Source organism: Sphingomonas vulcanisoli, assembly GCF_011761305.1.
GTDB lineage: Bacteria > Pseudomonadota > Alphaproteobacteria > Sphingomonadales > Sphingomonadaceae > Sphingomonas_I > Sphingomonas_I vulcanisoli.
Genome location: NZ_JAAOZC010000001.1, coordinates 59,991 through 85,221 on the forward strand (window position 1 = coordinate 59,991; position 25,231 = coordinate 85,221).

The 25,231-nt window shown below is 65.0% G+C and carries 26 protein-coding genes; 18 read left to right on the forward strand and 8 right to left on the reverse strand.

Annotated features, from left to right (window positions below):
• Positions 1-4 precede the first annotated feature (4 nt).
• Positions 5-1,186 (forward strand): class I SAM-dependent RNA methyltransferase, encoded by a 1,182-nt coding sequence (locus FHS31_RS00305; RefSeq protein WP_167070946.1) that lies wholly within the window; start codon positions 5-7, stop codon positions 1,184-1,186.
• Here the strand turns inward: FHS31_RS00305 and FHS31_RS00310 are convergent.
• The gene (locus tag FHS31_RS00310; RefSeq protein WP_167070947.1) at positions 1,176-1,673 is read right to left on the reverse strand and encodes a methylated-DNA--[protein]-cysteine S-methyltransferase; all 498 of its coding nucleotides are present in this window, start codon (positions 1,671-1,673) and stop codon (positions 1,176-1,178) included. The genes FHS31_RS00305 and FHS31_RS00310 overlap by 11 nt on opposite strands.
• A 163-nt stretch (positions 1,674-1,836) precedes the next feature.
• On the opposite strand from FHS31_RS00310, the gene pdxH reads away from it, so the two are divergent.
• The 13 genes from pdxH (at position 1,837) to FHS31_RS00375 (ending at position 11,960) form a co-directional block, all read left to right on the forward strand.
• Entirely contained in the window at positions 1,837-2,415 is a 579-nt protein-coding gene (gene pdxH, locus FHS31_RS00315; RefSeq protein ID WP_167070948.1) for a pyridoxamine 5'-phosphate oxidase, read from the forward strand.
• A complete protein-coding gene (locus tag FHS31_RS00320; RefSeq protein WP_167070949.1) occupies positions 2,412-3,203 on the forward strand; it encodes a PhzF family phenazine biosynthesis protein in 792 nt (263 codons plus the stop codon). Before pdxH ends, FHS31_RS00320 begins: the two co-directional genes overlap by 4 nt.
• Positions 3,200-4,027: a kinase gene (locus FHS31_RS00325; protein WP_167070950.1), complete on the forward strand. Its 828-nt coding sequence runs from the start codon at positions 3,200-3,202 to the stop codon at positions 4,025-4,027. The genes FHS31_RS00320 and FHS31_RS00325 overlap by 4 nt, the downstream gene beginning before the upstream one ends.
• Positions 4,028-4,082: 55 nt before the next feature.
• A complete protein-coding gene (locus tag FHS31_RS00330; protein WP_167070887.1) occupies positions 4,083-4,262 on the forward strand; it encodes a hypothetical protein in 180 nt (59 codons plus the stop codon).
• On the forward strand, positions 4,259-4,753 hold the full coding sequence (locus tag FHS31_RS00335) for a nuclear transport factor 2 family protein (RefSeq protein WP_243843184.1): 495 nt from the start codon (positions 4,259-4,261) through the stop codon (positions 4,751-4,753). Before FHS31_RS00330 ends, FHS31_RS00335 begins: the two co-directional genes overlap by 4 nt.
• 251 nt (positions 4,754-5,004) lie before the next feature.
• A complete protein-coding gene (locus FHS31_RS00340) occupies positions 5,005-5,457 on the forward strand; it encodes a MaoC family dehydratase (RefSeq protein ID WP_167070951.1) in 453 nt (150 codons plus the stop codon).
• Positions 5,454-6,293 (forward strand): HpcH/HpaI aldolase/citrate lyase family protein, encoded by an 840-nt coding sequence (locus tag FHS31_RS00345; RefSeq protein ID WP_167070952.1) that lies wholly within the window; start codon positions 5,454-5,456, stop codon positions 6,291-6,293. The genes FHS31_RS00340 and FHS31_RS00345 overlap by 4 nt, the downstream gene beginning before the upstream one ends.
• Before the next feature lie 59 nt (positions 6,294-6,352).
• Complete coding sequence (locus FHS31_RS00350) at positions 6,353-7,225, forward strand: 3-hydroxyacyl-CoA dehydrogenase family protein (protein WP_167071985.1); 873 nt, start codon at positions 6,353-6,355, stop codon at positions 7,223-7,225.
• 275 nt (positions 7,226-7,500) lie between these two features.
• Positions 7,501-8,379: a ubiquinol oxidase subunit II gene (gene cyoA / locus FHS31_RS00355; RefSeq protein ID WP_167070953.1), complete on the forward strand. Its 879-nt coding sequence runs from the start codon at positions 7,501-7,503 to the stop codon at positions 8,377-8,379.
• Positions 8,366-10,369 (forward strand): cytochrome o ubiquinol oxidase subunit I, encoded by a 2,004-nt coding sequence (gene cyoB / locus FHS31_RS00360; protein ID WP_243843185.1) that lies wholly within the window; start codon positions 8,366-8,368, stop codon positions 10,367-10,369. Before cyoA ends, cyoB begins: the two co-directional genes overlap by 14 nt.
• Positions 10,366-11,022: a cytochrome o ubiquinol oxidase subunit III gene (gene cyoC / locus FHS31_RS00365; RefSeq protein WP_167070954.1), complete on the forward strand. Its 657-nt coding sequence runs from the start codon at positions 10,366-10,368 to the stop codon at positions 11,020-11,022. The genes cyoB and cyoC overlap by 4 nt, the downstream gene beginning before the upstream one ends.
• On the forward strand, positions 11,019-11,414 hold the full coding sequence (cyoD, locus tag FHS31_RS00370) for a cytochrome o ubiquinol oxidase subunit IV (protein ID WP_167070955.1): 396 nt from the start codon (positions 11,019-11,021) through the stop codon (positions 11,412-11,414). The genes cyoC and cyoD overlap by 4 nt, the downstream gene beginning before the upstream one ends.
• A 192-nt stretch (positions 11,415-11,606) precedes the next feature.
• Positions 11,607-11,960: a response regulator gene (locus tag FHS31_RS00375; protein WP_167070956.1), complete on the forward strand. Its 354-nt coding sequence runs from the start codon at positions 11,607-11,609 to the stop codon at positions 11,958-11,960.
• On the opposite strand, the gene FHS31_RS00380 is transcribed toward FHS31_RS00375, so the two are convergent.
• The 4 genes from FHS31_RS00380 to FHS31_RS00395 all read right to left on the reverse strand — a co-directional run bounded on the left by FHS31_RS00380 (position 11,957) and on the right by FHS31_RS00395 (position 16,760).
• Positions 11,957-13,099 (reverse strand): sensor histidine kinase, encoded by a 1,143-nt coding sequence (locus FHS31_RS00380; protein ID WP_167070962.1) that lies wholly within the window; start codon positions 13,097-13,099, stop codon positions 11,957-11,959. The two genes, FHS31_RS00375 and FHS31_RS00380, sit on opposite strands and share 4 nt — an antisense overlap.
• Positions 13,092-13,826 carry an alpha/beta fold hydrolase gene (locus tag FHS31_RS00385; protein WP_167070963.1) on the reverse strand — a complete coding sequence of 245 codons (735 nt, stop codon included), beginning with the start codon at positions 13,824-13,826 and terminating at the stop codon, positions 13,092-13,094. Before FHS31_RS00385 ends, FHS31_RS00380 begins: the two co-directional genes overlap by 8 nt.
• Positions 13,827-14,036: 210 nt before the next feature.
• Positions 14,037-15,236, reverse strand: coding sequence for a DUF1501 domain-containing protein (locus FHS31_RS00390; RefSeq protein ID WP_167070965.1), 1,200 nt, complete (start codon positions 15,234-15,236; stop codon positions 14,037-14,039).
• Positions 15,237-15,248: 12 nt separating this feature from the next.
• Positions 15,249-16,760 carry a DUF1800 domain-containing protein gene (locus tag FHS31_RS00395; protein WP_167070967.1) on the reverse strand — a complete coding sequence of 504 codons (1,512 nt, stop codon included), beginning with the start codon at positions 16,758-16,760 and terminating at the stop codon, positions 15,249-15,251.
• 253 nt (positions 16,761-17,013) lie between these two features.
• On the opposite strand from FHS31_RS00395, the gene FHS31_RS00400 reads away from it, so the two are divergent.
• Complete coding sequence (locus FHS31_RS00400; protein ID WP_341786249.1) at positions 17,014-18,612, forward strand: flavin monoamine oxidase family protein; 1,599 nt, start codon at positions 17,014-17,016, stop codon at positions 18,610-18,612.
• Positions 18,613-18,616: 4 nt separating this feature from the next.
• Positions 18,617-19,024, forward strand: a complete 408-nt coding sequence (locus tag FHS31_RS00405; protein WP_167070968.1) for a c-type cytochrome — start codon at positions 18,617-18,619, stop codon at positions 19,022-19,024.
• A gap of 108 nt (positions 19,025-19,132) precedes the next feature.
• Here the strand turns inward: FHS31_RS00405 and FHS31_RS00410 are convergent, their stop codons facing one another.
• Both FHS31_RS00410 and FHS31_RS00415 read right to left on the reverse strand, forming a co-directional pair.
• Positions 19,133-21,646 carry a TonB-dependent receptor gene (locus tag FHS31_RS00410; RefSeq protein ID WP_167070970.1) on the reverse strand — a complete coding sequence of 838 codons (2,514 nt, stop codon included), beginning with the start codon at positions 21,644-21,646 and terminating at the stop codon, positions 19,133-19,135.
• A 73-nt stretch (positions 21,647-21,719) separates the two neighbouring features.
• On the reverse strand, positions 21,720-22,190 hold the full coding sequence (locus tag FHS31_RS00415) for an RrF2 family transcriptional regulator (protein ID WP_167070972.1): 471 nt from the start codon (positions 22,188-22,190) through the stop codon (positions 21,720-21,722).
• A gap of 133 nt (positions 22,191-22,323) precedes the next feature.
• Here FHS31_RS00415 and FHS31_RS00420 point away from each other — a divergent pair, with 133 nt between their 5' ends.
• Positions 22,324-23,286 (forward strand): serine O-acetyltransferase, encoded by a 963-nt coding sequence (locus FHS31_RS00420; RefSeq protein WP_167070973.1) that lies wholly within the window; start codon positions 22,324-22,326, stop codon positions 23,284-23,286.
• A gap of 134 nt (positions 23,287-23,420) precedes the next feature.
• Positions 23,421-24,005, forward strand: a complete 585-nt coding sequence (locus FHS31_RS00425) for an RBBP9/YdeN family alpha/beta hydrolase (RefSeq protein ID WP_341786250.1) — start codon at positions 23,421-23,423, stop codon at positions 24,003-24,005.
• Here the strand turns inward: FHS31_RS00425 and FHS31_RS00430 are convergent.
• Positions 24,002-25,231 carry an MFS transporter gene (locus FHS31_RS00430; protein ID WP_167070977.1) on the reverse strand — a complete coding sequence of 410 codons (1,230 nt, stop codon included), beginning with the start codon at positions 25,229-25,231 and terminating at the stop codon, positions 24,002-24,004. The two genes, FHS31_RS00425 and FHS31_RS00430, sit on opposite strands and share 4 nt — an antisense overlap.

A 25,231-nucleotide genomic window follows, 5' to 3' on the forward strand; every position in this document is an offset into this window, starting at 1 on the left:
AGATATGAGTATCGTGCTGCGCTTGGCCGCGCGCGGCGACGGCGTCACCGAAGACGGCCGCCATGTTGCGCTCACCGCGCCGGGTGACGAAGTGGCGATCGATGCCGAGATCACGCCCGGCCCGCACCATGTCACGCCGCCCTGCCGCCACTTCCCGCGCTGCGGCGGCTGCCAACTCCAGCATATCGACGATGAGAGCTATGCGGTTTTTATCGCTGAGCGGGTGACGGGTGCGCTCGGCGCGCAGAAGATCCCAGCCCCCGAACTGCGCCCCGCGCACCTCTCGCCGCCGCGCACCCGCCGCAAGGCGTCACTCCGCGCCGAGCGGATCGGCAACCGCGTGGTGATCGGCTTCAGCGAGGCGGCGAGCCATCGCATCGTCGACATGCAGGAATGCCATGTGCTGCGGCCCGAGCTGTTCGCTTTGGTCGCGCCGTTGCGGACGATGCTGCTGCCTTTGCTCAAGCGCGGGCGCCCCGTAGAGGTGGGCATGGCGATCGCGGATCAGGGTGCCGATCTGCTGCTGAGCGGGGTTTCGCCTGAGGGGCTGGAGGCGAGCGAGGCGATTTCGGCGTTCGCGCAGGGCCATGGCCTCGCGCGGCTGTCGATCGACGATGGCTATGGCGCGCAGGCCTGGTGGGAGCCCGCCCCGGTGACGGTGACGCTGGGTGGGCGAAACGTGGCGCTGCCGCCCGGCGCCTTCCTGCAGGCGACGCAGGATGGCGAGGCGGCGCTGGTAGCGGCGGTGGGCGAGGCGGTCGAAGAGGCCGAGAATGTCCTCGATCTCTTCGCCGGTCTCGGCACCTTCGCGCTGCCGCTCGCCTCGCGCGCCAAGGTCCATGCCGCAGAGGGTGCGCGCGATGCTGCGCTGGCGCTGAAGGTGGCGGGCGGGGAGCGCGTCACCGTCGAGCATCGCGATCTCTTCCGCCGCCCGCTCGATGCCAAGGAACTGGCGCGCTTCGATGCGGTGGTGCTCGATCCGCCGCGCGCCGGCGCCAAGGAACAGGCCCCTGCGCTGGCCGCCGCTGGGCCGGGGCGCATCGTCTATGTTTCCTGCAACCCCGCCACCTTCGCGCGGGATGCGCGGACGTTGATCGATGGTGGTTATGCGCTCCAATGGGTCAAGCCGGTCGGCCAGTTCCGCTGGTCGATCCATGTCGAGCTGGTCGCGCTGTTTACGCGCTGAGCGCCCACGGCCCCGCTTCGTGCGCCAGCAATTGTTGCTTGACCTTGAGCCCGCCCGCGAAGCCCGTGAGCGCGCCGTTCGATCCGATCACGCGGTGGCAGGGCGCGATGATCGAGAGCGGGTTGCGGCCGTTGGCGGCGCCCACCGCGCGCGTCGCGGTCGGGTGGCCGATGGCCTGCGCAATCGCGGCATAGCTGCGCGTCTCACCGAACGGGATGTCCCGCAGCGCCGCCCATACCCGCTGCTGGAACGGCGTTCCCTGCGGATCGAGTGGCACGGTGAAGGCGCGTAGGTTTCCCGCGAAATACTCGGCGAGCTGGTGCTCGGCCTCGCACAGGATCGGGTGATCGGGCGTTTCCACCAGGGGTACGAGCCGGACGCGGGCCGGACTGTCATTTTCCCACAGGATCGCGGCAAGGCCGATATCGCTGGCGATCAGCGTCAGACGGCCGACGGGGCTGTCGATCTGTTTGGTATAATAGGGCATCGATCTCTCCTGTTCGTACTCCGGCGCAGGCCGGAGTCCAGAGCCATGAGCGTAGCGCTTCCAGGCCTAGGCTCCGGCCTGCGCCGGAGCACGATCGAGATAGTGCAATTGGGTGCCCCCGCTTCCCGTGGCTTGCGCTCAAAGCATCGGCTAGAGGGCGGGCATGAGCGACGATCCCGATGCCCTGTTCGAAGCCTGGTTCGCCGAAGCCCGGGCGAGCGAGCCCAACGATCCCAACGCGATGACCGTCGCCACCGTCGGCGCGGATGGTCAGCCCTCGGCGCGGATGGTGCTGCTCAAGGGCCATGATGCGCGCGGCTTCGTCTTTTATACCAATTTCGAGGGACGCAAGGCGGAGGAGCTGCACGCGCAGCCGGTCGCGGCGCTGCTGTTCCACTGGAAATCGCTCAGGCGGCAGGTGCGGATCGAAGGGCCGGTGAGCATCGTCGCCGATGCGGAGGCAGATGCTTATTTCGCGACCCGCGGACGGGATTCGCAGATCGGCGCCTGGGCCTCCGATCAATCGCGTCCGCTCGCCGATCGCGCCACGTTCGAAGCGCGGTTCGAGAGCATGGCCAAGCGGTTCGAGGGCGGCGAAGTGCCGCGCCCGCCGCATTGGGGTGGCTTTCGCGTGCGCGCCGAACGGATCGAATTCTGGCAGGATCGCGCGCACCGCCTGCACGAACGCCGCCTGTTTACCCGTACAGGCGACGGCTGGACGGAAGGAATGCTCTACCCATGACCCGATACCCGCTCTGGCAGATCGACGCTTTCGCCGATCATCCCTTCACCGGCAATCCGGCGGCGGTGATGCCGCTGGACGCCTGGCTCGACGATGCGGTGCTGCAGGCAATCGCGGCGGAGAATAATCTCGCCGAAACCGCCTTTACCGTCCCCTGCGACGGCGATGATGCGGACTATGAACTGCGCTGGTTCACGCCGACGGTGGAGGTGGCGCTGTGCGGCCATGCCACGTTGGCTTCGGGGCATATCCTGCTCGGCGAACGCGATCGGGTGCGCTTTCGCACGCGCAAGTCCGGCGTGCTGACGATCGATCGGGCGGGGGACGGCTATGCGCTGACGCTGCCCGCCAAGGCACCAAGCCCGAAGCCGCTGCTGGAGATAGCGGCAGCGATGGGCGGTGAACCGATCGAGACACTTTGGCACGAAGGCGGCTATTCGGTGCTGGTCTACCCGAACGAGGCGGCGGTGCGCGCGCTGACCCCCGATTTCCGCGCGCTCAAGCCGCTAGGCGACTTCCTCTATATCGCTACCGCACAGGGGCAGACCGCCGATGTGGTAAGCCGCGCCTTCGCGCCGGGCGCGGGGATCGACGAGGATCCCGTGACCGGCTCCGCCCATGCCGCGATCGCCCCGGTGTGGGCCGAGCGGCTGGGGCGGACGCGCTTCACCGCGTATCAGGCCTCGGCGCGGGGCGGGCATCTTGGTGTCGAGCTGACGGGCGATCGCGTGATCCTTACCGGGAAATGCGTCACGGTTATCGAAGGGACGATGTGGCTGTCGGATTGAGTGATCCACAGGACCGGCTGGCGATCGGCGATGCTCTATTGGCCGCCGCGATTGTCGCCACGCTGAGGCGCGCGGGCCGCCCGATCCTCGTCGGTCTATCGGGCGCGCAGGGCAGCGGCAAATCGCATACTGGGCGGCGGTTGGCCGAGCTGCTGTGCGATCAGGGCCAGCAGACCGTGGTGCGCTCGCTCGATGATTTCTATCTGACGCGCGCCGAGCGGCAGACGCTTGCCGCCGCGGTGCATCCGCTGCTCGCCACGCGCGGCGTGCCGGGCACGCACGATATCGCGCTGTTGATGCAGACCGTCGATGCGCTGCTGGCGGGGGATACGGTCGCGCTGCCGCGGTTCGACAAGACGATCGATGATCGCGCCGATCGATCGGAATGGCCGGTGCACGCGGGGCCTGTTGATGTCGTGCTGATCGAAGGCTGGTGTATCGGTGCGCGGGCGCAGCCGGAGGCGATGCTGGCCGCGCCGATCAACGCGCTCGAACGTGCTGAGGATAGCGCAGGCCGCTGGCGGCGCTTCGTCAACGATCGGCTGGCGGGAGATTATGCCGCGTTCAACGCACGCTACGATCTGCGGCTGATGCTCCGCGCGCCGGACTTCGGCTGCGTTCTTGGCTGGAGGGCGGAGCAGGAGCGGGGACTCGATCGCCGACCGGATGCGCCGCCGCCGATGGATGACGCCGCCGTTGGCCGCTTCATCGCGCATTATGAGCGGATCACGCGCTGGATGCTGGAAGATGAGCCCGCGGACCTGATCGCCGATCTCGATGCGGAGCGAATGCCTTATGCGTGGCGCCTGCCCCAGTCGGCATAAAGTTTAATTTCCCGACGACTGCTGCAGGAGTAGCAGGGCGGACGAGAGGATGACGATGACTGATTCCGATTTCGCGCTGGGCGAATGCGCCGATATGATCCGCGAGGCGACGGCGCGTTGTTCCGTCGCCGAGGCCTTCATGGCCCCGATCCGCGACGTCCTCGGACTCGCCTTCGCCGCCACGCTGAACGCGCCCATGCCGGAGCGCGCGCAGGTCGGCGTTTTCAGGATATGACACCCATGCCCTTGCCGCTTCTCTTCCTGCTCGCCGCGCAGATCACGCCGGTAAAACCGCTGCCCAAGGCCAACCCATTACCGCTGGCCGATATCGATACCCGCGCGGTGATGGCACCGATCGATGCGATGTTCGCCGGGCTTGCCGCGCGCGATGGCGCGGCGATCCTCGCACAAGTGCGGACCGAAGGCGGTGCGACCGTGGTGCGCGAGGCGCCGGATGGCACGCGGACGATCAAGCATCTCAGCTGGGCCGATTTCGCGGGCGGCATCAAGCCCGGGCCGGAGCATTATGAGGAGCGGCTGACCGATCCCGCGATCGAGGTGGACGGCGATATCGCCATGGTCTGGTCACCCTATGTCTTCACGGTGGATGGCAGGGCGCACCATTGCGGCGTCGATCATTTCGATTTGGTGCGCGAGGGCGACGGCTGGAAGGTGCTCAACGTCACCTGGTCGCAGCGGACGACGGGGTGTGAGGTGGCGAAGTGACCACCGCCGTTGATCCGGATGCGGGCGCCGAAGATGGGATAGTGGCGGAGCTTAATGTCGGCGAGGGCGGCAGGTGAGCAATACCGGTAAGCTGGAGAAGGCAGAATGACGGCCTGCATGATCCTCCCCGATACGGGGAGGTGGCGCGCCGCAGGCGGGACGGCGGGGGCTGTCTGCCGGGCGCAGCACTTGTCGATAGCCCCCTCCACCAGCCTGCGGCTGGTCCTCGTTCCCGTGCCGGGGAGGATTTGATGGCTGGCCGTTTCTTCGATCAGTGGACCATCGGCGACCGGATCGCGCACGAAATCCGCCGCACCGTCACCGAGACAGACAATCTGCTCTTCTCGACGATGACGCATAATCCGCAGCCGCTGCATATCGATGCCGAGGCGGCGCGGGCGTCCGAGTTCGGGCAGATCCTGGTCAACGGCACATTCACCTTTGCGCTGATGATCGGGCTTTCGGTGGGCGAGACGACGCTCGGTACGCTCGTCGCCAATCTGGGCTATGACAAGCTGGTCCATCCCAAGCCCGTCTTCCTCGGCGATACGCTGCGCGCCGAGACCGAAGTGACTGAACTCAAGGCCAGCCAATCCCGCCCCGGCGCCGGGATCGTCACCTTTACGCATCGGCTGATCAACCAGCGTGACGAGATCGTCTGCCAATGCCTGCGGATGGTGTTGATCAAGGGCAGCGCGGCTTGAGGCTGCGTTCGCTCCTGTTCGTGCCCGCCGCTCGGCCCGAGCGCTTCGCCAAGGCGGCGGCGAGCGGGGCGGATGCGCTGATCCTCGATCTCGAGGATTCGGTGGCGCCCGAGAAGAAGGCCCAAGGCCGCGCGGCGGTTGCCGAGTGGCTGAGCACGGAGCGCACCATCCCGGCTTTCGTGCGGGTCAATCCGCTCGATGGCGGGCTGACGGGGGACGATCTGGCGGCGGTGCTGCCAGGCAGGCCCGACGGCATCGTGCTGCCCAAGGCGGAGGGGGCGGCGAGCGTCGAGGCGCTGTTGGCGATGATCGGGGGCGAGGCTCCGCCGATCCTGCCGATCGCCACCGAGACTCCGGCAGCGGTCTTCCAGCTCGGCAGCTATGGCGCGGTGGGCGCGAAGCTCGCGGGGCTGACCTGGGGCGCGGAGGATCTTCCCGCCGCGATCGGCGCGTCGACTGCGCGCGAGGCGGACGGCAGCTACACCGCGCCCTACGAGATGGTCCGCGCGCTCACTTTGTTCGGCGCGCATGCGGCGGGCGTGGCGGCGATCGAGACGGTGTTTCCGCGGATCAATGCGATCGATGCGCTGGCGGCCTATGTCGCCCGCGCGCGGCGCGATGGTTTCACGGGAATGATGGCGATCCACCCCGCGCAGATCGAGACGATCAACCGCGGCTTCACGCCGAGCGAGGCGGAGCTGGTGCAGGCGCGGGCGATCGTCGATCTCTTCGCTGCGCATCCCGGCGCGGGCGCGCTGCGGCATGAGGGCCGGATGATCGATCGCCCGCATCTGGTTCAAGCGCGGCGGCTGCTCGGGCTGCCGATCGGGGGTTGATCTCAAGTCCCGCTGCCGCCACGCACCCGCCGAGGATTTTGCGGGGAATGACGATGGCGATGGAGTGTATCGGCGTGATCGGCGCGGGCCAGATGGGCGCGGGCATCGCCCAGATCGCCGCGCATGCGGGGATCAAGGTGCTGCTCTCCGATGTCGGCCTGGAGGTCGCGGAGAAGGGCAAGGCCGGGATCGTCAAGATGCTCGATCGCGCGGTGGAGCGCGGCAAGCTGGAGGCAGACCAGCGCGACGCCGCGGTTCCGCTGATCGTGCCGGTCGCCGATCTCTCTCCAATGCGCGACGCCGCGCTGATCATCGAAGCCGCGACCGAGCGCGAGAATGTGAAGCGCGCGATCTTCGAAGATGTCGCCAAGGTGCTTGCGCCGGGCGCGGTGCTGGCGAGCAACACCTCCTCGATTGCGATCACGCGGCTGGCGCAGGCGGCGCCCGATCCGGCGCGCTTCATCGGCATGCATTTCTTCAATCCGGTGCCGCTGATGCCGCTGCTGGAGCTGATCCGCGGGCTGGCGACGGCGGACGAGACGGTGAAGCTCGCCGAGGAGTTCGGCGCCAAGGCGGGCAAGACGACGATCGTCGCCGCCGATGCGCCCGGCTTCGTCGTCAACCGCATCCTGGTGCCGCTGATCAACGAAGCGATCTTCGCGGCGGGCGAGCGGCTGGCGTCGATCCCGGATATCGATGCCGGGCTGAAGCTGGGCGCGGGGCACCCGATGGGGCCGCTGACGCTGGCGGACATGATCGGGCTCGATACGCTGCTGGAAATCCTCAAGGTATTTCAGGCCGATTTCGGGGATCCGAAATATCGCCCCGCACCGCTGCTCGCCAAGATGGTGGAGGCGGGCTGGTTGGGTCGCAAATCGGGCAAGGGCTTCTACGATTATTCGGTCGACCCGCCCGCGCCGATCACCTTCTAAATCCTCCCCTGCAAGGGGAGGTGGCGCGCGTAGCGCGTCGGAGGGGTGTCACCCCCTCGATAGCGAGACACCCCTCCGTCAGGCCTTCGGCCTGCCACCTCCCCTTGCAGGGGAGGACCGGTCGCTTCGGCCTGGCGTGAGCTTGCAAAGAAGGGGGTGGGGATTGCGTGGATCGCACCTCGCCCTCCTCGCCGGGCTTGGACGAGGTAAGGCCGGCTTCGGTTCGGCCCGGTCGCCCTTGCGGAGCGCCGGAATTGGGATCATGCGCGCCGCCGATGGCCGCTCGTTTTCCCGCCCGCAGCTTCGCGCCGTTCGGATTGCTGGCGCTGGGCGGCTGCTCGGCGGTGCTGGATCCACAGGGACCGGTAGGGCAGGGCGATCGGATCATTCTGATCGATGCGCTGCTGATCATGCTCTGCATCGTCGTCCCGACGATCCTCGGCACGCTGGCTTTCGCCTGGTGGTTTCGCGCCTCCAATACCAAGGCGCGGCGGTTGCCGGAGTTCACCTATTCGGGCCGCGTCGAGCTGTTGGTCTGGTCGATCCCGGTGCTGATCGTGCTGTTCCTCGGCGGCATCGCGTGGATCGGCAGCCACGAGCTCGATCCCGCCAAGCCGATCGCGGCGGCGACGCCCGGGGGCGCGAAGCCGATCGAGGTGGATGTCGTCTCGCTCGATTGGAAATGGCTGTTTCTCTATCCCGAACAGGGCATAGCCACCGTCAACCAGCTGACCGTGCCCGCGGGCGCACCGATCCATTTCCGCATCACCTCGGCCAGCGTGATGAACGCCTTCTTCGTGCCGAGGCTTGGATCGATGATCTATGCGATGCACGGCATGACCACCGATCTGTGGCTGCGCGCCGACAAACCGGGCACCTATCGCGGCCTTTCCTCGCACTACAGCGGCGACGGCTTTTCGGACATGCACTTTGTGCTGAACGCAGTGCCCCCTGCTCAATTCGGCGCCTGGGTGGCGGCGGTGAAGGGGAAGGGCGGCGCGATGGATCGGCCGGTCTATACGGCGCTGAGCCAGCAGGGCACGATGCCGCCCGCCACCTATGGCGCGATCCAGCCCGGCCTGTTCGACGCGATCTCCAGCGGCCGCTTGCCCCAGGCGCCGGGCCCCAAGGACAATCAGAATGCTGCTCGGTAAGCTCACCTGGTCCGCCATCCCGCTGCACGAGCCGATCCCGCTGATCACGTCGATCATCGTGCTGGCTGTCGTGTTTGCGGTGCTGGGGATCGTTACCGCCAAGGGCTGGTGGCCCTATCTGTGGCGCGAATGGATCACGTCGGTCGATCATAAGCGGATCGGCGTGATGTATTGCGTGATGGCGTTGGTGATGCTGCTGCGCGGCTTCGCGGACGCCTTGATGATGCGCAGCCAGCAGGCGGTGGCCTTTCACGGCCCCGGTTATCTGCCGCCTGAACATTATGACCAGATCTTCTCCGCGCACGGTACGATCATGATCTTCTTCGTAGCGATGCCGTTCGTGATCGGGCTGATGAACTTCGCCATGCCGCTCCAGCTCGGCATCCGTGACGTCGCTTTCCCGACCTTCAATTCGGTGAGCTTCTGGCTGACCGCCTCGGGCGCGCTGCTGGTCAATCTGTCGCTGTTCATCGGTGAGTTCGCGCGGACGGGCTGGCTGCCCTATCCGCCTTTGTCCGAGCTCCGATATTCGCCCGGGGTTGGCGTCGATTATTATCTGTGGGCACTGCAGATATCGGGGATCGGCACGCTGATATCCGGCATCAATCTCGTGACCACGGTGCTCAAGATGCGCGCGCCGGGGATGAGCTATACTCGGATGCCCGTTTTCTGCTGGACGACGCTGGCCGCCAATCTGCTGATCGTCGCGGCCTTCCCGATCCTCACCGCCACCCTCGCCGAGCTGTTGCTCGATCGTTACCTTGGCTTCCACTTCTTCACCAACGATGGTGGGGGCAACATGATGATGTTCATGAACCTCATATGGGCCTGGGGGCATCCCGAGGTCTATATCCTCATCCTGCCCGCCTTCGGCATCTTCTCCGAAGTGATCTCCACCTTCTCGGGCAAGCCCCTGTTCGGATACCGTTCGATGATCGCCGCGACGATGGCGATCTGCGTGCTGAGCTTCATGGTCTGGCTGCACCATTTCTTCACGATGGGCGCGGGCGCGGACGTCAACGCCTTCTTCGGCATCGCCACGATGATCATCGCGGTGCCGACGGGGGTGAAGATCTTCAACTGGATGTTCACGATGTATGGCGGCACGGTGCGCTTCAAGACGCCGATGCTGTGGGCGATCGCCTTCATCTGCACCTTCGTGGTTGGCGGCATGACCGGCGTGCTGATGGCAGTGCCGCCCGCCGATTTCGTGCTGCACAATTCGCTGTTCCTGGTTGCGCATTTCCACAACGTGATCATCGGCGGCGTACTGTTCGGCTGCTTCGCGGGCTACGAATATTGGTTTCCCAAGGCGTTCGGCTTCACGCTGGACGAGCGGCTGGGCAAGACGGCCTTCTGGTGCTGGTTCGTGGGCTTCATCGTCGCGTTCACGCCGCTTTACGTGGTCGGGCTCGAGGGCATGACGCGGCGGATGCAGCATTATGACGTCGCCGAATGGCATCCGTGGCTGATCGTCGCGGCGGTCGGCGCGGCGATCATTGCGCTGGGCATCGCTTTCCAGGTGCTGCAGCTGATCGTCTCGATCCGCACGCGCGATCAGCGCCGGGACGTGACCGGCGATCCCTGGGACGGGCGCACGCTGGAATGGATCACGCCATCGCCGCCACCCACCTTCAATTTCCCGGTGATGCCCAATGTCGAGGGCGAGGAGGCCTATTGGGGGCTGAAGAGCAAGGCGCTGCAGCAACAGAGGCTGTTCGACGAGCCTGCCTATGAAAAGATTGAGATGCCGCGCAATTCACCGACCGGCTTCTTCGTGGCGATCGTCGCGACCTTCATGGGCTTCGCGCTGATCTGGCATATCTGGTGGCTGGCGGCGCTGGAATTCGCCTGCGCCTATGCGGTGTTCGTGGTCTTCGCCTGGCGGGACGAGCATGAGTATTACGTGCCGGCCGAAGAGGTCGCGCGGATCGACCGCGCCCGCCGCGCGGCGCGCCAGCAGAGCTGGTTCGAAGGTACATCCGCATGAGCGCCGCCGCCGCCGATCCGCACAATCTGCGCCAGGGCCACGGCCATGGCCCGCGCGGCAATGCTGCCGGCCCGGACGAGCATGGTCATTTCGATAAGAGGATCATCACCGGCTACGGCTTCTGGATTTTCTTGCTGTCGGACATCGTCATGTTCTCGGCGCTATTCGCCACCTATGCGGTGCTGGCGCACGCGACCGCGGGCGGGCCGAGCGGCAAGCAGATTTTCGATCTGCAGAATGTCGCGCTGGAAACCGGCTTCCTGCTGCTGTCCAGCTTCGCCTGCGGGATGGCCGCGATCGCCTCCGAACAGAAGAATCTGCTGTGGACCGAGATCGGGCTGCTGATCACCGGCCTGCTCGGCTTTGCCTTCCTCGTGCTGGAACTGCGCGAGTTCGCCGATCTGATCGCACACGGCAACGGCCCAACGCGGAGCGCCTTCCTCTCGGCTTTCTTCACGCTCGTCGGCTGTCATGGGCTGCACGTCGGCTGCGGATTGCTGTGGCTGGGCACGATGATGGCGCAGATCTGGGCCAAGGGCTTCCGCGCCGAGACGGTGCGGCGGCTGATGTGCTTCAACCTGTTCTGGCACGCGCTCGACATCATCTGGGTGGCGCTGTTCACGATCGTCTATCTGCTGGGAGCCGGCCAATGAGCGATCCGCACCACCAATCCGATCGCGCCCCGGGTGATGAGGGCGAAGGCCAGAGCGGCGTCGCCAAGGGCATTCTCGGCTACGGTATCGGGCTGGTGCTGGCGGCGGGGCTGACGATCGTCTCCTTCGGCGTCGCTGCGGGCTACGGCTGGATCTATCAGCCTGGCATCCCGGTGATGCTGCTGGTGCTGGCGGTGGCGCAGATGGGCGTCCACCTCGTCTTCTTCCTTCACATTACCACCGGGCCGGACAATACTAACAACGTTCTGGCGCTGGCGTTCGGCACTTTGATCGTGGCGCTGATCGTGATCGGATCGCTGTGGATCATGGCCAACCTCAACCATATGAACATGTCGCCGGGGGAGATGGCGCGGCATATGGGCGGGTTTTAGGGAGGCCCGTAACGTTCGCTTGTGGTGGGAAGGACCGCCGCTTTCATCAGCCTGGACAGACGCATTCTCGGGCTTCAACAGCCGGCGGCACCGCGGAAATTATGCGGCGCGATACAATTGTTTACCACGTCTCGTTAGGCGATGGCTCTATCGGGTTTGCTGCTCGTTAGTGCAGCTCTTGGAGAGCCGATCGTGTGCCATGTGCTGATCATTGAAGACGAACCGCTGATCGCTCTCGATCTCGAGGATCTTTTACAAGCCAACGGCGCCCGTTCATTCAGCTTCGCAGACCGACAGGATAATGCCATCGAGGCATCGAGAAAGACGCATCCCGATTTCATCGTATCGGATGTAACGCTGCTGCAAGGGACCGGACCACTGGCGGTCGAGGCTATTCGGGGGGAGCTGGGGCCGATCCCCGTAATTTTCGTAACGGCGACACCCGATGCCTGTTCGCCCTGCGCACCGCCCGGGCGGGTGTTTCGCAAGCCGCTTGATCGTCGTGCGATCGGAGATGCCTTCCGAAGTATGGCGTTTGCCGCTTAAGACGCCTGGGTTTTCCGGAGCGGCATAACGAACGTAAACCGCGTTACCTCCGCGTCTGAAGTAGCGGTCAATGTGCCCCCATGTGCTTTTGCGATTTCCGATGCGATATGAAGGCCCAAGCCGAGGCCGACGTGTTTAGGACGAACGTCTCCCCGGAAGAACGGCTGAAACAGACGTGCCATGGTCGGGCCATCGATCGGGCTTCCGCCATTGGCCACGACGATGACAAGCGCTTCGTCATGCGTGTATGCCTGCACCAGGATGGGCCATGCCGGCGCCCCATGTGTGATCGCATTGCCCAGCAGGTTCGAAATGAGCTGGCCGATCCGTACCCGATCGCAGTCGACAGGCTCTTCGATGGCAAATTCCGACCGTATATCCCGGGTGGGAGCGATCGATCGTAACTCGGCGACGACCTGTTCCAGAACGGGGGTCAGCGGTACATTGGCGTCCCGTGCCAGAGTGATGCCACCGCCCAGCCGGCCCCGGGCAAAATCCAGCACATTATCGACAAGCTCGGACGCGCGCATCACGCTTCCCTGCATCAGGGACAGGATTTGCTGCCCTTTGGCGCTGACCGTCTCTCGCTGGGCCAGCAGCCTCACGCCGCTGCTAATGGAAGCGAGGGGGTTGCGCAGATCATGGCCAAGGATCGCGATGAATTGCTCACGTAGCTCGGAATTTTCTCGCTCGGCGGCGGCGGCACGCTCCATCGCCGCTTTGCTATCCACCAGCGCGCGCTCATATTGGCGGCGTTCGGCGGCCAAAAAGATCGCGAACCGTGTCGACAGCAGGTTGCCTGCATCGTCCCGTCGCTCGGCTGCGTTTACCAGACATTGCATTTTAGGGCCGCTGAGGGTGACGAAGTCCATCGCCACTTCATCGACGAAACCCTGCATCCGCAGGAGCGGCGACAGATTGGTTTCGAAGAAAATACGGGTCGCGACGCTCAGCAGTTCGTGCAGTTTTCTGCCGACAACGGCATCCTGACCGAAGCCGCTCCATGTGGCGAACCGTGCATTGGCGCGCGCGACACGCCCGTCCGGCAGCACCGAAAGATAGCCGCACGGCGCATTGTTGAAGAGATCCTCGAACTCCTCCCCCGGATCATCCCCACCACGCTCGGACGTTTCAGACAAAGGCGCGGATCGCGGCGATGACGTCTTTTGGTGCGCTCAAATTCGGGCAATGCCCCGTGGCATCGAGGATAATGAGCTCGCTGCCCGGAATATTGTTCCGGACATATTCGCCCACCGTCTCGGGCGCGATCGCGTCATCGCGACACTGGAGAATCAAGGTACGCGCCGTGACGCGGGCCAAGTCGGCGCGATTGTCGGAGGTGAAGGTAACGCGCGCAAAATCCTTGGCGATCACAGGATCGGTGCGACAAAAACTGTTGATCAGTTCCCCTCCCAGTTCCGGGCGGTCGGGATTGCCCATGATAATCGGCGCCATCATCGCCGACCAACCGAGATGATTGTCGGAGAGCGCTTCAAGCAGTTCATCGATGTCCGAAGCGTCAAAGCCGCCGATATACGCGCCATCGTTGATATAGCGCGGCGACGGCCCCACGAGGATCAGATCGGAGAACATCGATGGATCGGACAGGGATGCCAGCACGCCGATCATCGCGCTCACCGAGTGTCCCACGAAGACGGCGTCGCGCAACCCGAGTTCGCGCCCTATCGCGATCAGATCATCGGCGTATCCCTGCAGGCGCCCGTACTTGTCTGGATCGTAAGCCGACAGATCGGAACTACCGGCACCGACGTGATCAAACATTATCGTTTTGAAAGCGTCCTCGAAAGCCGGTGCTACGAGCCGCCACATATTCTGATCGCAGCCGAAGCCATGCGCGAACACCATCGCCCGGGCCCCAGCGCCCGCAACCTTGACGTTATTTCGCTCTAAAACTGACAAGAAAATTCCTCAAAGGCGGCAAGCCAAGCTATTCAGATGATTAGGCTACTTGCTGGCTTTCTGCCATCACCGATGTCGAAACCCAACTCAATGGCGGTTTTTGATGTATCGCAAGCACCGTCGCCGGCAGCGGTCGCGCCTTTGCCTCGTCGATGGTTAGACGATATCAAGCTGCGATGGCGCAATGCCCGGGAAGATCGCCTGCATCTTATCCGTACCAAGCCCGTAGCGGCGCGCCACGATCTCGCCGATCAGACTGCGGTAATCGGTCAGCACGGGCAGATCGCGGCCCTGGTTGAGCGTTGCTTGGCTGAGCGTCACCTGCGGTCCGGCGATGCGGCCGCCGCGGACGCTCCCGCCCATCACCCAATAGACGCTGCCGTGGCCGTGATCCGTGCCCTTGTCGCCATTCTCGTGGAAGGTGCGGCCAAATTCTGAGACCACCACCACCGTGGTCTTGGTCCAATCCTCCGGCCCGATCTCGTCGACGAAACCCGCGAGGCCGCGCCCCAGCTCGCCCAGCCGCCCGGCGAGATAGCCGGTCGCGCCGCCCTGATTGACGTGCGTATCCCAGCCGCCGACATCGACGAAGGCGAGGTTGAACTGATCGCGCATCAGCCGCCCGATCCGCCGTGCCGAAAGCTCGAACCCCTTGGCGCTGACCGCGCCGCGATTGGCCGCGACCATCTCCTGCGCCAGCGCCTGCGTGACCGTATCGCGGACCTCGAACCCTTCATGCACCGATGGCCCGAGCGCATTGCCCTTATACATGCTCTCGATCAGCTGCGCCTGCCTGGGATCGATCGCGGGCTTGCCGATGTTGTTGAGCGTGATGTTGGGGATGATCGGGCCGCCGCGAAAGCAGAGCGGCAGCTGATCGGTGAAGCTAATCGGCTTGTCCTGCCCCAGTGCGACGGCGGTGCGCGCGAGAAAGCCCGATTGATAATCGCGGTGGCCGCCGATCGGCTGACCGAGCTCGATCGTATCCTGCGTCTCGAAATGGCTGCGCGTCATATCGTCGGTGCCGGCGAAGGGCACGAAGGCGATCTCCTGCTTCTGCCACAGCGGATAGATGCTGTCCTTGAGCGCGGGGTGCAGGCTCCAGTCGGCGTCGAGCGGCAGCGGCGCGGTGGGATCGGCGGGATCGGGCTTCTTGAGGCCGATCGTCGGGCGCGATTGGGCATAAAAATCGCTGCCGGTGGGCGCGACGACGTTGGCCGCGTCATAGGCGCCGCGCAGGAAGACGACGAGCAGCCTCGTGTCGCTGGCGGCGGGGGTTGCGAAAGCGCGTCCGGCGATGAGCGCGGGCGCCATCAAGGCGGCGTTGCGGAAGAGGGTGCGGCGATCGATCGACATGTATCGGCCTTTCTACCGGAGCATGAACTCGGGCGCGGAGAGGAAGAGGGCGTTCCATTGCGGCGGATTGGGCGCCTGGCTCAGCACGGTCTGCGTGGGCGGCGCGAGGCGGCTCTGGAAGTAAGTGGTGAAGGCGGCGTTCTGGAGCGTGACGGCGGTCGGCGCGAGCGGCTGAGGCGCGCCACGCGGCGTGAACAGGCCGCGTGCACCGCCGCCGATCTGGCGGGCGATCTCGAACCGCACGCTCATCTGTCCCGGGCCGGTCCAGGCCGCAGAGGTCATCGGATAGCCGTCGGGGGTTTCGTGCGCGTAGAGCCCTTCGCCCATGCGATCGATCCAGCCGAGCGCGGGCTCCGGATTGGCGATCACGCGATCGCCATAGGCGAGGCGCAGCGATGATACGACGTAATGGATGGGATCCTTGAACGTCTTGCCGAGCGACGCCTTGAACTCCGGCGATTTCGCCATTGTGCGGATCACCGCCGCCGTGTCACCATCGCTATGCTGGAAAGTCGCGGCCATGCGCTGGACGAGCGCGGGCGGGGGATTGTCGCCCATGAAGAAGGTGGCGATCTCGTTCGAGATATGCGCGGCGGTGGCGGGCGATCTGGCGATCAGATCGAGCGCCTCCTCGACCTCGCCGAAGCCGGAGCCTTTGATCTCATGGCCGAGAAAAGTCTTGGTGCCGAAATCATGGCGCTGCGGGTTGAATTCGAACAGCCCGGCGCGGACGAGGAGGGGCTGCCATTCGGGCTTCAGCCGGGGGTTGTCGGGCTTCTGATCGACGCCGACGCCGGTGAGGATGCGCGCAAGCTCCTGCACGTCTTTCTGGGTGTAGCCGGAGCCGACGCCCATCGAATGCAGCTCCATGATCTCACGGGCGTAATTCTCATTGATGTGATTGGCGGCGTTCTGATCATTATCCAGGTAGCGCAGCATCGCGGGATGGCGGAGCGTCGCTTCCAGCAGATCGCGGAACTTGCCGAGCGCGTGCGGGCGGATCGCCTGATCCTCATAATCGCCGATCATCGCACGGACATCGCGCTTCTGCGCCTGGACGTTGAAATGGTTGAACCAGAACCAGGTCATCTGCTCGCGCAGCTGCGCCGGGGAATAAAGGTCGCGGAGCAGCGAGCGCGCCTGCGCCTCGCGCATCAGATCGCGCATCGCCTGCTGATAGGCTTGCTGCGCCGCCTTCTTCTGATCGGGATCGGGAATCGCCGCCTTGGCCTTGTTGTCGGCATCCATCTCGACGACCAGATTGGCCATCGGTTCGCGCGTTATCCGCATGGCATCGATCTGCTGCTGAGCCTCCGCAGGCAGCGCCACATCGGCAGGCATCCGCAATTGCGCTTCCAGCCAGCGCTGGCCGCTCTGCCCGTCCAGTGCGGCGAGCGTCGCATCGTTCAACCCCCAGCTCATCCGATCGGCGAGCGCGAGATCGGCGCGATCACCTCCGGGCGACGCGGCCGATGCCGCCTGCGCCAGGAGCACGCCCGCAATCGTCGCAATGGTCCGTTGCATGATAGGCCTCACATAGGCTGAACACGTTGGCCTTGGGCTTTCGCCTGTGAACAAAGCGAAAATGGAAGATGCAGCGCGGGTTCAGCTATCGCCCGGCCGGCTGAATAATTGTGCGGCGCAGCGACTAAGCGTTTGACAGGGCCGGGCGGACGCGCGAGCAATGGAGCGACGGCCATGAGAGACGTGGACCATCACAGCCCGGGCAACGAACCGGACCGCAGGAGCGAAATAACACTCTAAGGGGGTATTTCGCGTGACTGAAGATTTGAGCGGCGCGATCAGCCGGCGCAGCCTGTTTGCGATGATCGGCAAAACCGCCGGCATTGCGGTGATGTACGAGGCTATGGCCTCGATGGCCTATGCGGCCGAATCCACGTTCAAGGGGCCGATCAAGCTGGCGGGCGCGCCCATGGGCGCATCGGTGCTGATCCTGGGATCGGGCTGGGCGGGGATGGTCTCGGCCTATGAGCTGCGCAAGGCGGGCTATAAGGTCCAGATCCTGGAATATAACAATCGCGCGGGCGGGCGGAACTGGTCGCTGTACGGCGGCGATACCTATACCGAGCTCGGCGGCTTCACCCAGCATGTCGGCTTCGACAAGGGACTGTATCTCAACCCCGGCCCGTGGCGCATCCCGCACCACCATCGCGGCGTGCTGCATTATGCGCAGCTTCTCGGCGTCCAGCTCGAGCCGTTCATCCAGCTCAACTACAATGCCTATGTCCATTCGACGGCGGCGTTCGGCGGCAAGCCGAAGCGCTATCGCGAGGTCGAGGCGGATTTCGACGGCTATATCGCCGAACTGCTCTCCAAATCGATGCGGCAGGGCGCGCTCGATCAGGCGGTGACCAAGGAGGATCGCGAGATATTGCTGGCCGCGCTCAAGAACTGGGGCGCGCTCGACAACAATTATGCCTACACGAAGAGCGAGAAGCAGAGCGATCGGCGCGGGTTCCTCCATCCGCCCGGCGGCGGCATGGACGCTATGCCGATCCCGAGCGATCCGCTGAGCCTGGACGATATGATCCAGTCGCGGATGTGGAGCGCGATCGGTGCGTCCAAATCGTATGACGTGCAGCAGACGATGTTCCAGCCGGTCGGTGGCATGGGCATGCTCGGCAAGGCGTTCGGCAAGGAATTGGCGGACGTCATCCGCTTCAATTCCAAGGTCATCGATATTAAGCAGGATGCGAGCGGCGTCACCGCGACCTACGTCGATACAGTGAAGGGCGGCGCGCCGCAGACCGCGCATGGTGATTACTGCATCTGTACGATTCCGGCCTCGGTCCTTAGCCAGATCCCGATCAACGTCGGCGCGCCGATGCAGGCGGCGATCAACAACCTGCCGTATTCCGCCTCGACCAAGGTCGGCCTGCAGATGAAGCGGCGTTTCTGGGAGGAGGATGAAGCGATCTACGGCGGCATCACCTACACCGATCAGCCCAATCGGATGATCGGCTATCCCAGCAGCGATTTCTTCAAAAAGGGCAAGGGCGTGCTGCTCGCCGCCTATACCTTCGGATCGGGTGCGGTCGAATATACCGCGATGAGCCCCGCCGAGCGCGTGCAGAAGACACTGGATTATACCGCCAACATCCACCCCCAAGCGCGGACCGAGTTCGACACGGGTGTCGGCGTCGGCTGGCATCGCGTGCCCTTCACGCTGGGCTGCGCGGGCAGCTGGACCGAGGCGACGCGCGCCGCGCATTACAAGGACATCTGCGCGATCGATGGCCGGATCATGCTGGCGGGCGAGCATGTCTCGATGATCCCCGCCTGGCAGGAGGGCGCGGTGCTCTCCGCGCTCGATGCCGTCCAGCGGCTCCATTCTCACATCGTTCAGGGGGCCTGATCCGATGCGTAAACTTTCCTTTTTGATCGCTGGCGCCGCAGTGGCCGCGCTTTCGGGCACCGCCTTCGCCCAATTCGCTTCTGGCTATAGCTGGAAGACCGGGCCCGAGATCTACACCCACGTCTGCCAGGGCTGCCATATGCCGGACGGCAAGGGCGCGACCGGGGCGGGCATGTATCCGGCGCTGGCCGGCAACCGAAAGCTGGCATCGCCGCTCTATCCGGTGCTGGTGATGCTCAAGGGCCAGAAGGCGATGCCGAGTTTTTCGGACCTGACTGATGATCAGATTGCGGCGGTGGCCAATTACGTCCGGGGCAATTTCGGCAACAGCTTCCCGGGCACGGTGACGGCGGAGCAGGTTAAGGCGCTGCGCGCGCAGGCCGTGCAACAGCAGATGCGCGCGCCGGGGTGATCCAAAACACCGTTCGCCCTGAGCCTGTCGAAGGGCCGTTCTTCTTTCCACGTTGAAAAGAAGGACGGTGCTTCGACAAGCTCAGCACGAACGGTTTTTAGCGGGTACTCAGAACTTCGCCGCCACCGTCACGCCATAGGTGCGCGGGTCGGCGGGTTGGCCGACGATCAGGCCGGTGCTGCCCGACTGGACCGACAGCAGCTCGAAATAATGCTTGTCGAGCGCGTTGCGCACCCAGCCGAAGATGTTCCAGCCATTGTCGGTGCGGAAGCCCAGACGGATGTTCGAGAGGGCATAGCCGTTGATATAGGTATAGGCCGAAGGCGAGGGGTTGGACGAGAAGCGCGTCCGATAGCTGCCGTCATAGCCGAGGTAGAATTCACCCGCGTGACCAAAGACGCTGCTCGGCTGGTTGACCTCCGCGCCATAGGAGAAGGACCATTTCGAGACGCCGGGCAGCACCTGGCCCGAGATGTTGCAATAGGGCGGGCTGTTACCGCCGGCGGTTCCCGCAGGCGACGGCGTGCCGCTGAACGTCCCGTCAGGATTGACGGTCAGCGCGGTGCCGCCGGTCAGTTCGGGCGGGCAGGGGGCGTTCTTGAAATCGATATATTTGGCATCGGTATAGGCGCCGTTGACATAAAGGCTGAGGCGGGGCGTCGGACGGAACGACGAATCCCACTCGATCCCGCGCACCCGCACCTTGGCGGCGTTGGCAAGATAGCCCCGGATCACGTTGATCGCATTGTTGTTCACCGTCGCCTGGTAATCCTTGATGTCGGTCCAGAAGGCGGCGAGGTTCAGCGTGATCCGGCGATCGGCAAACTGGGTCTTCAGGCCGATCTCGTAATGATTTTCCTTCTCGGGCTTCACCGTCTGCGTGGTCAGGTCGACGCCCGTGTTCTGGGAGTTGAGCGGCAGGCCGGAGAGATTGATGCCGCCCGATTTGAAGCTGCGCGCGTAGGTTGCATAGCCGTGGATGTCGCTCGAGAAATCGTACGAGGCGGTGACGTCGCCCGATACGTTCCACTGGCTGAATTCGGGGCTGTAGCGCTGCGGTGCCAGCGTGTTGGTCTGGTTGGTGAAGGTGGTCAGCGCTGCGGCACTTGTCGCTGCCGCCGCCGCGCGGAGCGCCGCGACATTGTCGGCGGTCGCGACGAAGTTGTACTGGCTGTTGGCGATGCTGACGACCGCGTTGTAATAGCCCGATTTCTTGTCGTAATTCACGCGCAGGCCGGGCTGGATGCGCAGCTTGGGCAGCACTTCCCAATTGAGCTTGCCGAACACCGCGAAGCTCGAATTATTGAAGTTGATCGTGTTGGTCGAAGTCAGGCCGTTGAGCACGTTCGGGTTGTTCGCGTCCGCACCCGAGAGCAGGAAGCGGCTCGCCGCCGACCCCTGTACCTGCGATCCGTTGGTGTTGATCTTCTGGTGGAAGTAGAAGAGGCCGGCGGTGTAATCGAGCTTGTTGCTGCCGTTGGAGGCGATGCGGAGCTCCTGGCTTTCCTGCGTCTGATGCGACGGATTCTGCGAGACGGTGGTGATCGGCAGGCCGGTAAAATCGCGATCGTTGGCGGGCTTCCAATCCCAATAGCGCCATGCGCTGACCGAGGTGATCGTTGCCGGGCCGATATCCCAATTGGCGACCAGCGAGGTGCCGCCGATCGCCTGGCGCGAATTGATCGATGCATCGAGATCGGTGACGCGATTGAACGGATCGGTACTGGGCGGCGTATATCCGAACGCCGCGGCGAGTGCGGCATATTGGCGCGCGACCGGGCGCTGCGTCGCGCCGACGCGGGCATAATATTGCACGCAGCACAGCGGGTTCTGGACGTTATAGTCGCCGGCGAGGTTGAGGCTGAGATTGTCCGTGGGCTTCCACAGGAGCTGGCCGCGGAAGCCGAAATTCTGAAGGCGATGAAGATCCTGGTCCGACTTGGTATCGTAGATCGTGCCGTCGCGCCGCGTGTAGGAGGTGGACAGCCGCACCGCGAGCTTGTCATCAACCAGCCCGGTCGAGGCGGAGGCCTTCACCTGCAGGAAATTGTAATTGCCGTAGCTCGCCTCGACACGCGCCTCGGGGGTGAAGCTGGGCGCGCGGGTGGTGACGTTGACCGCGCCGGCGGTGGTGTTCTTGCCATAGAGGGTGCCCTGCGGCCCGCGCAGCACCTCGACGCGATCGACATCTACGAAATCGAAGGTCGAAGCGCCGATGCGGCCGATATAGACACCGTCGAGATAGAAACCGACGCCCTGCTCGATGCCGTCGTTGGTGAGGCCGAACGGCGCGCCGAGGCCGCGGATGTTGATCGCCGAATTGCGCGGGTTGCTGGAATAGAATTGCAGCGATGGCTGGAGCTGCTGCATCCGGTTGACGTTGAACGCACCGGCATCGTTGAGCGTCGCGGCGCTGAGCACGGTGAGCGCGATCGGCACCTTCTGCGCGGATTCCGCGCGGCGGCGCGCCGTTACCAGGATTTCGCCCTGGTCGGCCTTGGGCTGCGTGACGGCGTCGGCGGCGGGCTCTGCCGCTGCAGCCGGCGCGGGCGCATTCGGAGCGGCGAGAGTGGGAAGCGCGAGCAGCGAAGCCCCCGCCAGAAAAAGCGCACGAAATGCCATTAAGGCCCCCTTGTTTTTAGCTATCCGAGGGGGTTCCCTACTTTCCCGCTAGGAATAATCTAGCGAGCAAAACTTAGCTGGCTGAAAGCAGGACTGTATCCGCAGAGGGATCGGCATCGCTGCCCAGGCCGAGCGCCGCCGTCTGCGCCAGCGAGGTCTTGTCCAGCACGGTGCCGACTTCTTCGCGCACCAGCGCCATGATGTGGCGGATCGCGCAGGTCGCCTCATCCGCGCAATCGAGGCAGCGGCGGTAGAAGAGCTTGCTGACGCAGGGGACGAGCGCGAGGGGGCCGTCCGTGATCCGCATGATATCGCCGATCATGATCTCCGTCGCGGGCCGCGCCAGTCGATAGCCACCGCGTTGGCCGCGCACGCTGATCACCAGCCCGGCCTTCTTGAGATCGACGAGGATCGCCTCGAGGAACTTGCGCGGGATATTGCCCTGGCCGGCGATGGCGCTGATCTGCTGCGGGCCGCTGTCGGGCGCCGCGGCCGCGAGGTGGATCATTGCCTTCAAGGCGTAACGGCCGCGCTGGGAGAGCATCGCACCGCTGTGCCGCACACCCGCGCCCCTCCGCAAGCCTGTTCCACAAGTTAATCCCTACTCGATAGATAGGAAAACTAGCTTTCCGGTGGGCAAACCCTCGATAGGATCGGCCAGGCAATGAGGACATCCCATGCCAAGCAATGACGATCTGCCGCCGGGCGCGCTTTGGAACGTAGAGCAGGTGCTGACCGGACTGCGCGCCGCGCGGCATCAATGGCGCGGCGCGCACTGGCGCAATGCCGAGATCGGTGCCGAGGGCTTTCCCTCGCGCCGCACGCTGGAGGAGGTGATGATGATCCTCTGCGGCGTATTGTTTCCGCTGCGCCTCGGTCCGAGCTACGTTCGCCGCGGCAATGAGGATGCCTTCGTCGCCGAGACGCTGGAGAATGGCCTCGGCCACCTATACGGCCAGCTGCGCCGGGAACTGACCTATTCCTCCACCGATGGCGACGGCGAGCGGATCGATGCCGAGGCGCGGCGAATCATCAGCCATTTCGCCGCCGCGCTGCCCGAGCTGCGCGGACTGCTCGACAAGGATGTCGAGGCGGCGTTCGCGGGGGATCCGGCGGCAGCGAGCGTCGATGAGGTGTTGCTCTGCTACCCCTGCATGCTGGCGATCATCCATTACCGCCTCGCCAATCGGCTGCACGGGCTCGGCGCGCCGCTGGTGGCGCGGATCATCACCGAGATCGCGCATTCGCGGACGGGCATCGATATCCATCCCGGCGCGCAGATCGGCGAGCGCTTCTTCATCGATCACGGCACCGGCGTGGTGATCGGCGAGACTGCGGTGATCGGTCATCGCGTGCGCCTCTATCAGGCGGTGACCCTCGGCGCGCTGAGCCTGCCCGCCGATCATCCCGGTGATCTCCGCCGCCATCTCGCGCGGCATCCGATCATCGAGGACGATGTCGTCATCTATCCCGGCGCGACGCTGCTCGGGCGAATCACCGTGGGCCGGGGATCGACGATCGGCGGCAATGTCTGGCTCACGGAGAGCGTGCCGCCGGGCAGTTTCGTCGATCAGGGCGAACTCAGGCGCAAGGATCTGCCCCCGCCCGCTCTGTTCGCCGCAACAAGAGGTGCCGCGTGAACGGCTCGTCGCAAAAGCCGCACGGTCCCAATTGCGCCGACAATGGGGCAGGGCCCAGTCTCCCGACTCTGACGTTGGCTTCCGAACAGGAGAAGCAGATGTTTGACGAAGGCTTGGGGCGATCACCGCTCTGCTTGACGATACCCGGTCTCGGCAATTCGGGGCCCGACCATTGGCAGACGATTTGGGAACGCGACCGGCGCGATTGCGAGCGCGTGCCGCTCGGCTGCTGGGATAATCCCAGCCGCAACGTCTGGGTCGGCCGGATCGATCAGGCGGTGCGCGCCGCGCCCTGCCCGGTGGTGCTGGTCGCGCACAGCCTCGGCTGCCTGGCGGTGGTGTGGTGGGCGGCGACGATGGGCGAGGCGACCGCCGGCGATGTGGTTGGGGCGCTGCTCGTTGCCCCACCCGATGTCGATCGCACCGACGATCCCCGCTTGATCGCCTTCGGACCGACGCCGCGCGCGCTGCTGCCCTTTCCGACGATCGTCGTCGCCAGCCATGACGATCCCTATTGCGATTTCGATCGCGCGCAGGATTTCGCCGCGGGTTGGGGTGCGGACTTCGTCGATGCCGGCGCCGCTGGCCATCTCAACAGCGACTCCGGCCTCGGGCGCTGGGCTGAGGGGCAGGATTTGCTCGGCACCTTCCTCAACGAACGCGCCTCGCCGTTGCGCCGCGTGACGATCGGTGCAGCGCCACTGGCGCCGTCGCGCTAGGCTTCGACCGGCACGGTCTCGTTCGGATCGGGGATCGGCAGCGGTGGGATCAGCGCGAGCAATCCCGCGCCGATCAGCGCGATCAAACCGAGGCTAATGCAGAACAGACTGACGCCGGTCCAGCCATCGCGCGTCCAGGCGATGCCGCCGAGCGAACCCAGCAGGCTCGATCCCATATAATAAGCGAAGAGATAGAAGGCCGCAGCCTGACCGCGCCGGCCTTGCGCGCGGCGGCCCACCCAGGCGCTGGCGATCGAATGCGCGCCGAAGAACCCGATCGTCGTCAAGGCGATGCCGAGCACGATCAGCGCCAGAGGGTGTGCCGCGGTTAGTCCGGCCCCGCCGATCAGGATTACTACCGGCAGCCAGAAGATGCGTCGCCGCCCGATCCGTCCCGCCAGCGTGCCGAACCATGCGGAGCTCACCGAACCCAGGACATACAGCAGGAAGATCGCGCCCACTTCGCTCTGGCTGAGCGCGTAGGGCGGCGCGAGCAGGCGGAACCCGGCATAATTATAGAGGGTGACGAAGATGCCCATCAGCAGGAAGCCCTGCGCGTAGAGCAGCAGCAGCGCGGGATCGCGAACAAGAGGGCCGCCGCCACCACTCCGGCTGTGAGCCTGCCGCACGAAACGGCGCGACGGCGGCGCGAGGCGGCGGAACGCCTCCGCCATCGCCAGCCCCACCACGCCGACCACGCCCAGCGCCATGCGCCAGCCGCCGAGATCCGCGACGACGCTGGCGATCAGCCGGCCGCCCATCCCGCCGAGCGCGCTGCCCGCGATATAGAGCCCCATCGCCGCGCCGACCGACTCGCCATGAACCTCCTCGGCGACATAGGCCATCGCCACCGCCGGCACGCCCGCGAGCGCGAGCCCGGTGAGCAGGCGCAGGGCGAGCAAGGCGATCCAGCCCGGCGCCAGCGCGGCGAGGAAGGTCAGCGCGCTCGCCGCCAGCATCGCGGCGACCATGATCGGCCGCCGCCCGATCCGATCGCTGATCAGCCCGGCGGCCAGGATGGCGAACGCCAGCGGACCCGTCGTGAGCGATACCGCCAGCGACGCCGCCGCGGCGCTCAAGCGGTACTCAGCCGCGAATAGGGGTAGCAGCGGCTGCACCGAATAGAGCAGGGCGAAGGTCGAAAAGCCGGCGAACAGCATCGCGATCGTCAGCCGCCGATAGACGGGGCTGCCACGGGCATGGCCTTCGCTGCTTTCTGCTGTCAT